The sequence below is a fragment of the Propioniciclava sp. genome (assembly GCF_029977985.1).
Taxonomy (GTDB): Bacteria; Actinomycetota; Actinomycetes; order Propionibacteriales; family Propionibacteriaceae; genus Propioniciclava.
Genome location: NZ_JARKOT010000190.1, coordinates 1 through 7,375 on the forward strand (window position 1 = coordinate 1; position 7,375 = coordinate 7,375).

8 protein-coding genes are annotated in these 7,375 nt (G+C 72.3%); 6 read left to right on the forward strand and 2 right to left on the reverse strand.

The genetic code is table 11. The features are described 5' to 3' along the window. Positions 1–172 precede the first annotated feature (172 nt). The 3 genes from Q1K57_RS11315 to Q1K57_RS11325 are packed head-to-tail and all read left to right on the forward strand — an operon-like array spanning position 173 to position 3,365. Complete coding sequence (locus tag Q1K57_RS11315; protein WP_300082559.1) at positions 173–919, forward strand: lysophospholipid acyltransferase family protein; 747 nt, start codon at positions 173–175, stop codon at positions 917–919. 29 nt (positions 920–948) lie between these two features. Next, positions 949–2,340, forward strand: coding sequence for a class II 3-deoxy-7-phosphoheptulonate synthase (locus Q1K57_RS11320; RefSeq protein ID WP_300082562.1), 1,392 nt, complete (start codon positions 949–951; stop codon positions 2,338–2,340). Next, positions 2,337–3,365 carry a GntG family PLP-dependent aldolase gene (locus Q1K57_RS11325; protein WP_300082565.1) on the forward strand — a complete coding sequence of 343 codons (1,029 nt, stop codon included), beginning with the start codon at positions 2,337–2,339 and terminating at the stop codon, positions 3,363–3,365. The genes Q1K57_RS11320 and Q1K57_RS11325 overlap by 4 nt, the downstream gene beginning before the upstream one ends. A gap of 11 nt (positions 3,366–3,376) precedes the next feature. Here the strand turns inward: Q1K57_RS11325 and Q1K57_RS11330 are convergent, their stop codons facing one another. Both Q1K57_RS11330 and Q1K57_RS11335 read right to left on the reverse strand, forming a co-directional pair. Then, complete coding sequence (locus tag Q1K57_RS11330) at positions 3,377–4,444, reverse strand: FAD-dependent oxidoreductase (RefSeq protein ID WP_300082568.1); 1,068 nt, start codon at positions 4,442–4,444, stop codon at positions 3,377–3,379. Next, the gene (locus Q1K57_RS11335) at positions 4,444–5,481 is read right to left on the reverse strand and encodes an LLM class flavin-dependent oxidoreductase (protein ID WP_300082571.1); all 1,038 of its coding nucleotides are present in this window, start codon (positions 5,479–5,481) and stop codon (positions 4,444–4,446) included. The genes Q1K57_RS11330 and Q1K57_RS11335 overlap by 1 nt, the downstream gene beginning before the upstream one ends. A gap of 67 nt (positions 5,482–5,548) precedes the next feature. Between Q1K57_RS11335 and Q1K57_RS11340 the strand changes: the two genes are divergently transcribed. The 3 genes from Q1K57_RS11340 to Q1K57_RS11350 all read left to right on the forward strand — a co-directional run. Continuing rightward, positions 5,549–6,205 (forward strand): NAD(P)-binding domain-containing protein, encoded by a 657-nt coding sequence (locus Q1K57_RS11340; protein ID WP_300082573.1) that lies wholly within the window; start codon positions 5,549–5,551, stop codon positions 6,203–6,205. A 94-nt stretch (positions 6,206–6,299) separates the two neighbouring features. Continuing rightward, the gene (locus tag Q1K57_RS11345; RefSeq protein ID WP_300082578.1) at positions 6,300–6,941 is read left to right on the forward strand and encodes an MBL fold metallo-hydrolase; all 642 of its coding nucleotides are present in this window, start codon (positions 6,300–6,302) and stop codon (positions 6,939–6,941) included. Positions 6,942–6,954: 13 nt separating this feature from the next. Then, the coding region (locus tag Q1K57_RS11350; protein ID WP_300082581.1) for a M20/M25/M40 family metallo-hydrolase at positions 6,955–7,375 on the forward strand (421 nt) is incomplete at its 3' end.

Here is a 7,375-nt window from a genome sequence, read left to right on the forward strand (position 1 = left end):
GCGACGGCGTCCGCCCAGTCGCGCAGCGACTTGGGGCTGCCGGTGAAGCCGTGACAGAACAGGACGCCGACGCTCCCGCCCTCGTGGTGGAACGGCTCGGCGTGCGGAGCGATCGACATGGCGCCATCGTAAGCGCCCGCAGCCACTAGGGTGAGCGGGCAGGAGGTCGCCCATGTGGTACGCGGTGTTCAAGAGGCCGTTCCGGTGGTTGTCCAAGTGGGGCTACCGGGGCAGGACCGAGGGTGAGGAGAACGTGCCTCGTGAGGGCGGCGTCATCCTCGCGGCCAATCACGTCTCCGCGATCGACACGTACGTGATGCCAGCGCTGATGCGCCGCCAGGTGACGTTCCCGGCGAAGGCCGAACTGTTCGCGGGCGACCGGGGGCTCAGCTCCAAGGTGGTGGCATGGTTCCTCAAGGCGGTGGGTCAGGTGCCGCTCGATCGGTCGGGCGGGCGGGCGTCCATGGACGGGCTCGGGCCCATCGTGGCCGCGGTCAAGGAGGGCAGCGTCGCCGGGATCTTCCCTGAGGGCACGCGTTCACCCGACGGCCGCCTCTACAAGGGCAAGACGGGGGTGGCCCGGCTCGCGCTCGCCACGGGGGCGCCCGTGGTGCCGGTGGGCGTCGTGGACACGAAGGTGACCGGCAAGAAGCTCGGCTTCATCCCGTGGGCCGACCACCCGGTGATCCGGTTCGGAACGCCGCTCGACTTCAGCGCCTACGCGGGCCGCGAGGAGGACCGCAAGCTCGTCCGGTGGGTCACCGACGAGATCATGGCCGCAATCCAGGAGCTCACGGGCCAGACCTACGTGGACGCCTACGCCACGTCCATCAAGTACGGCGGCATGTCGGACGAGGAGGTCGCCCGGCGCACGTTGCCGCGTCCGGGCGGGGGTCCGGCGCCCGAACCCCGGGGGTAGCGAACGGGCGTCTCGCGTATCCTGTGCGCGTGCCGACCACCATCCCGTCCCTGGCCGAACTCCACGCGATCGGGGCGAGCCAGCAGCCGACCTACGCCGATGCAGCCGAGTTGGCGTCCGTCGTGGCCGAACTGTCGCTGCGCCCGCCGCTCGTGTTCGCGGGGGAGTGCGACGAACTGAAGCGCCGTCTGGCCGACGTGGCCGCCGGTCGTGCCTTCCTGCTGCAGGCGGGCGATTGCGCGGAGACGTTCGGCTCGGTGACGGCCGTGAACATCCGCAACTCGCTGCGGGTTCAGCTGTCCATGGCGGTGGTGCTGCAGTACGCGGCCCAGGTGCCGGTCGTGAAGGTGGGCCGGATCGCCGGCCAGTACGCCAAGCCCCGCAGCAACGATGCCGAGACACGCGGAGCCGAGACGCTGCCCAGCTACCGCGGGGACGCCGTCAACGGGCTCGACTTCACACCCGAAGCACGCGCGCACGACCCGCGGCGGCTCGTGAACGTCTACAACATGAGCGCCGCCACGCTGAACCTGGTGCGCGCTTTCGTCAACGGCGGCTTCGCCGACCTGCGCACCGTGCACAGCTGGAACGCCGACTTCGTGCGCAACTCGAAGGTCGAGGCCAAGTACGAGGCGCTCAGCGCCGAGATCGAGCGGGCCCTCGCGTTCATGATCACGTGCGGCATCACCGACGACGAACTGCGGACGGTCGACTACTACGCCTCCCACGAGGCGCTCCTGCTGGAATACGAGCACGCGCTGGCGCGCATCGACTCCCGCACCGGGACGCCGTACGGCACCTCGGGCCACATGCTCTGGATCGGCGAGCGCACCCGCGAGCTCGACGGCGCCCACGTGGAGCTGCTCAGCCGCCTGCGCAATCCGATCGGCGTCAAGCTGGGGCCGACGACGACGGCGGCCTACCTGACCGAACTCGTCGAGAAGCTCGACCCCGACAACGAGCCCGGACGCCTCACGTTCATCACCCGCATGGGCGCCGGCAAGGTGCGCGATGCCCTACCACCGATCATCGAGGCCGTCCAGGCGACCGGGCGAACGCCGGCGTGGGTGTGCGACCCGATGCACGGCAACACCTTCGCGACGGCCAACGGTTACAAGACGCGGGCCTTCCCGGTGATCTGGGAGGAGGTCGACGGCTTCTTCGACGTGCACGCCGAGTTGGGCACCTGGCCGGGGGGCGTCCATCTCGAATTGACGGGCAACGATGTGACCGAATGCGTCGGCGGCATCGGCGAACTGGCCGAGGCCGACCTGGCCAACCGCTACGAGACGGCCTGCGACCCGCGCCTGAACCGCAACCAAGGGCTCGAGCTGGCGTTCTACCTCGCCGAACGGCTCAACGAGGACCGGACCCGGCGGGGCCACAACCCCGTGCAGACGTTCGAGCCGGTCGAGTTGTGATCGACCTGCGGTCGGACACCGTCACGCGCCCGACGGAGGGCATGCGGGCGGCGATGGCCGCCGCGCCCGTCGGCGACGACGTCTATGCCGAGGATCCGACCATCGGTGAGCTGGAGTCCCGGGTGGCGGCGCTGCTCGGACACGAGGCGGGGCTCTTCTGCGCGACCGGCTCGTTGGCGAACACGCTGGGCGTGGCGGCGCACGTTCGCCCGGGCCAGGAGGTCCTGTGCGACTCCGGCGCGCACATCGCGCGCGCCGAGATGGGGGCGCACGGCGCACTGACCGGCATGACCATGCGCACGTGGGTGACGGCCGACGGCCTGGTGGACGCCGCAGCCGTCGCGGGGCTGCTGGCGCCGGACGCCGGTCCGTACCTGGTGTCCACCGCGTGCGTCGAGGTGGAGAACACGCACAACTTCGGCGGCGGCACGGTGCAGCCGCTCGACGCCATGCGGGCGGTCTCCGAGTTGTGCGCCGACGCCGGGGTGGGCCGCCACCTCGACGGGGCGCGGCTGTGGAACGCGCACGTGGCGTCCGGGGTGCCGCTGGGGGTCTACGGGTCGCTGTTCGACACCGTGAGCGTCTGCTTCAGCAAGGGGCTGGGTGCGCCCGTGGGTTCGGTGCTCGTCGGGTCGGCCGACCAGATGGCCGCGGCCCGCGTGCTGCGCAAGCGGCTCGGCGGCGGCTGGCGCCAGGCAGGGGTGCTCGCGGCGGCGTGTCTCTACGCCCTGGACCACCACGTCGAACGCCTCGCCGATGACCACGTCGCGGCGCGCGCGTTCGCGGCGGCGGTGCGTGCCTCGGGCGGGTCGGGCTCGGCGGGCGTGGCGGACCCCGAGACGAACATCGTCGTCGTCCGCACCGGGACGGTGCCCGCGGCCGAGGTGGCCGCGCGCGCGTCCACGGCGGGAGTGGCGCTGTCGGTGGTGGGATCGCGGGTCGTTCGTGCGGTGACGCATCTCGACGTCACGGCGGCCCAGGCCGGGCGGGCCGGCGCGGTGCTCGGAGAGATCCTGGCGGGCTGAATCGCGGGCGATTACGCCCGGACGCCCTCGCCCGCCTCGGCAAGCGCGGCCAGGACGCCGCGCGCGGCCTCCCGGCCGGCCCGGGTGGCGCCGAGCGTCGACGCCGAGGCGCCGTAGCCCACGAGGAAGACCCGCGGATCACGGACGGCGCGCACCCCGTCCAGCCGGACGCCGCCGCCCGGCTCCCGCAGCCCCAACGGCGCCAGGTGGCCGAGGCTCGGCCGGAACCCCGTGGCCCACAGCACCGCGTCGGCCCGCACGGCCCGCCCGTCCGCGAGCAGGATGCCGTCGCGGGTGAGGGCGCGCAGCGGCCCGGCGGAGACCAGCAGACCCGACTCGATGCCGTGCCGGTAGTCACTCGTGAGCGGCAGTCCCGTCGCGGCGACGACGCTGAGCGTCGGCAGGCCGGCGCTCGTGCGGGCGCTGACCGTGGCCTCCACGTCGCGGCCCCAAGCGTCGTCGAAGGCGCGGTCCGTCCAGTTCGGCGGTCGCCGGGTGACCCACGTGGTCGCGGCGCCCGCGGCGTCCAACAGGAGGAGGAACTGCACGGCCGAGGTGCCGCCGCCCACGACGACGACGTGCCGGCCGGCGAACTCGGCCGCTGTCACGAAGTCGTGCGTGTGCAATTGGCGGCCGGCGAAGAGGTCACGGCCGGGGTAGGCGGGCCAGAACGGCCGGTCCCAGGTGCCGGTGGCGTTGACCAGGAACCGGGTGGCCCAGACGTGCTCCCCGGCCCGCACGGCCAGGGTGCCGTCGGGCTCGGCGGTGACGGCGTCCACCCGCACGGGTCGCACGACGGCGAGGCCGAGGCGTTCCTCGAAGGCCCCGTAGTACCGGGAGACCACCGCGGAGGCGGGCTCGTCGGGGTCGGGCTCGCCGAGGGGGAATCCGGGCAGGTCGGCGACACGGTGGGCGCGGCCCAGAGTGAGGTCGTCCCACCGGTGACGCCAGGCGCCGCCGGGGCCGTCGTTGGCGTCGAGCACGACGAGGTCGTCCCCGGGCGTCAGGCCTCGCCGGACCAGGTGCGCCGCGGCGGACAGCCCCGCTTGCCCGGCACCCAGGACGACGACGCGGGGCATCAGGCCAGCATGTCCTTGACGAGGGGGGCGACCTTGGTGCCGTACAACTCGATGCTGGACATGATGCGCTCGTGGCTGAGCGGGCCCGTGCTGACCTTCACGTCGAAACGCGACGCACCGAGCGCCTTGACGCCCGCGGCGATCTTGCGGGCGGCCGTCTCGGGGGAGCCGACCACCATCGAGCCGTGCTCGACCTCGTGCAGGAACGAGGCCCGGGTGGGGGCGCTCCAGCCGCGCTCGGAGCCGATCCGGCTCACCGAGGCGAACCAGGCGTCGTAGAACTCCTCGATCGCCTGCTCGTCGGTCTCGGCGATGTGGCCGAAGGAGTGGTAACCGACCCGCTGCTCGGGCTGCCCGAACTCGGCCAGTGCACGGCGGTACAGGTCGGCGAACGGTGCGAATCGCTCCACCGGGCCGCCGATGATCGCGAGCATGAGCGGCAGGCCGTGGTGCGCCGCGCGGATCACCGACTGTGGGCTGCCGCCCACCGCCACCCACGCCGGCAGCGCGCCGTGCTCGACGGGCGGGTAGAGGGTCACGTCGGTGAGGCTCTGGGCGTGGGTGCCTTGCCACGACACCGGCCGGCCCGCGGCCAGGTCGCGCCGCAGCGTGGCGAACAGGGCGAGCTTTTCCTCGAACAGCGCCTCGTAATCGCCGAGTTCGTAGCCGAACAGGGGGAACGACTCGGTGAACGAGCCGCGGCCGAGGATCACCTCGGCGCGCCCGCTGCTGAGCGCGTCGAGCGTCGCGTAGCGCTCGTAGACCCGCACCGGATCGTCCGAGCTGAGCACCGTCACCGCGCTGCCGAGCCGGATCCGGTTCGTACGCGCCGCGATGGCCGCCAGGACCATCTCGGGGCTGGAGACGGCGAAGTCGTCGCGGTGGTGCTCGCCCATGCCGATGAAGTCGACGCCGACGGCGTCGGCCAGCACGCCTTCCTCCACGACGTTGCGCACCACCTGCGCATGGCTGAGCGGCTGCCCGGCCGCGTCGTGGGTCACGTCGCCGAAGTGGTCGATGCCGAGTTCGAGGTTCATGCACCTAATCTAATACATCTTTCAACTATCTGGGAATGCGGGGGCAACCGGTTGCGTTGGGGACGACGTGAACCAGCGCATCGGCATCATCGGCGTCGGCAAGCTTGGCAGCGCGCTCGGGCGGCTCGCGCTCGACGCGGGCCTCGACCTCAGCGTCGCCGACGACCCCGCCAACCCGCACGTCGGCCTCGTCGTCGCGAGCATCCTGCCCGGAGCCCGGTTCACCGACGCCACCGACCTCCTCGCCACGAGCGACATCATCATCCTCGCCGTGCCCCAGCCCGTCCTCGCCACGCTTCCTCTGGACGCCGCCGCCGGCGTCCTCGTCGATGCGACCAACGCCTGGGAGGCGACCGACGGCGTCCGGGCCGGCACCGGCCCCACGACGCCCGCGCTGCTCGCCGCCCACCCCCACCTGCGCCTCGTCAAGACGTTCAACCAGTACGCGTACGCCGACCTGCTGCCCGACGCCCGCCCCGCCGGCGCCCCCGGACGCCGCGCGATGGCCGTCGCCGGAGACGATCAGGTCGCCGTCGGCGCTGTCGCCCGGCTCGTGGACGCCCTCGGCTTCGACCCGGTCGTCGTCGGCATGGATGCCGCAGAGCTCCTCGAGCCCTCCGGGCCGGTGTTCGGCCGCAAGCTGACGGCGCCCGACCTTGTGGCGGTGGTGACGGCGCACGCGCCGGAGCGTTTGGCCGGGCGACCCACTCCGCGAAGGGGGTAACTGCTCAGCGCAGCGGAGCAGTTTCACCCCTGCGAGCACGAACATCCTCGACGCGGGGGTTCCGCACCGCGGAGGTGTGCGGCAGGGTGAGGTGATGAAGATCACCCATCTGGGACACGCCGCCGTTCTCGTCGAGGTCGCCGACCGACGCCTGCTGTTCGATCCAGGCAACTTCTCCGCCGCCTGGCACGGCCTGACCGACCTCGACGCGATCCTCGTCACCCACCAGCACGCCGACCACATCGACCCCGAGCACGTCGGCGCGCTCATCGATGCCAACCCGGACGCCGCCATCCGGGTCGAGCCGACGGTGCTCGATCAGCACGACCTGCCCGATCGCGCTCAGGGCATCGCGCCCGACACCCGCGTCGATCTCGGGGGCGTCACCGTCGCGGCGGTGGGCGGGCTGCACGCGGTCATCCACCGCGACATCCCGCGCATCGCGAACGTCGGACTCGTCGTGACGGCCGAGGGGGAGCCCACCTTCTTCCACCCCGGCGACTGCCTCGACACCGCGCCCGCGGGCGTCGACGTCCTAGCCCTGCCCATGATGGGGCCGTGGGCGGCGATGAAGGAGCACATCGACTTCGCCCGGGCCGTCGGGGCGGCGTCCGGCTTCGGCGTTCACGACGGACTGCTGTCCGAGCGCGGCTGGAACCTCGCGTTCCAGCGCTACAACGTGATGACGCCCACCACCGTCCACGACCTCCGCGGCGGCGAGCCCTGGCAGCCGTGACAGGATGGGGAGCATGACCTCCCCGACGCCCGAGACCCTCGACTGGCTCGCCCGTCTGATCGCGTTCGACACCACGAGCCGCGACACCAACCTGCCGCTGATCGACGCCGTCGCGCGCCACCTGCGCGATCTCGGCCTGGAGCCGCACCTGTTCCCGACACCGGACGGACGGAAGGCGAACCTCGTCGTGACGATCCCGGACGCCGCCGGCGGCACGACGGGTGGGGTCATGCTGAGCGGACACACAGACGTCGTCCCCACCGACGGCCAGCGGTGGACGTCCGACCCCTACACCTTGGTCGAGCGCGACGGGCTGTTGTACGGCCGCGGCACCTCCGACATGAAGGGTTTCAACGCGTGTGTGCTCGCCGCGCTGCCGGCGATGCTCGCCGAGCCGCTGCGGGAGCCGATCCACGTCGCCCTGAGCTACGACG